The sequence below is a fragment of the Lactobacillus hamsteri DSM 5661 = JCM 6256 genome (genome assembly GCF_000615445.1).
Taxonomy (GTDB): Bacteria; Bacillota; Bacilli; order Lactobacillales; family Lactobacillaceae; genus Lactobacillus; species Lactobacillus hamsteri.
This window is the reverse complement of the sequence record NZ_BALY01000073.1, coordinates 1-967: the sequence shown is the minus strand read 5'-3', so window position 1 is coordinate 967 and position 967 is coordinate 1. Positions and strand designations below refer to the sequence as shown.

Annotated in this window: 1 protein-coding gene; it reads right to left on the bottom strand. The window is 36.9% G+C overall.

Annotation, left to right across the window (positions count from 1 at the left end; genetic code table 11):
• Positions 1-923 (bottom strand): IS3 family transposase (locus tag JCM6256_RS09185; protein ID WP_025081373.1); only part of this gene is annotated, 923 nt, incomplete at its 3' end.
• Between the last annotated feature and the right edge of the window lie 44 nt (positions 924-967).

Genomic DNA, 967 nt, shown 5'->3' with positions numbered 1-967 from the left:
AAATGAAACTCAGTGATGTCGGTATACCATTTCATGTTGGGCAAAGGAGCGAAGAATTTACGGTGAATCAAATTAGGGGCAATTTTGCCAATTGTTCCTTTATAGCTGGAGTATCTACGCTTATTGCGTCTTCTGCCTTTAAGATCAAATTTATGCATCCAATAGCGAACAGCTCGATCAGTTACTTGATATCCTTCTTTTCTAAGCTGCAGCGCTACTCGACGATAACCATAACGTCTTTGATGATAGTCAAAGATTTCTTTGAGTCTGGCAAAGAATCTAGGCTTTTTAACTATTTTGGCTTTAGATTTAATTACTTTGTAATATGTGCTGCGAGCAATCAAAGGCAAGTCCTGGTTTTGGGCTAAAGTATCAAAGATATAATCCAAGCTTACGCCGAATTCTTGCCTTAGTTCAGTGATTGCCTGAGCTATTTCTCGTGATGTTTCTGATCCAAGGCACCTAGTTTTTTTACGTAAGCATTCACAATACGCAGCTTCAAGTTTTCTTCTTCTAGCTGCTTGATCCGCTTCTCTAAATCCTTGCGTGATGGAGTAAGGTTTTTGTTCATGAGCAGGATGTCGTCCTTTCTTCTTGATAACGACATTATACCCATTTTTCTTGTATTCGCGAATCCAATTGCACAAAATGCCATTGCTTCTTAAGCCGAGTTCTAGCGACAAGTCATCGAGCGATTTAGTTCTTGATAGAGCTTTGATGATTGCTTCTTCCTTGAACTCTTTAGTAAATTTGGCATTTGGCTGATCATAAATTTCAATACCATATTGATCAATTAGCTTGATCATATACCCTAAACTTCGTTTGTTCATTTTTTGGTTGCGAGCAATTTGAGATACTGATTGCTTCTTTAATTTCCACTCATTATAAATTTCTAATCTTTGTTTTTTATTTAATTTAGACATAGTAAAAGCCGTAAAAGTGTCTAACTTTTACGGCTCACTACACA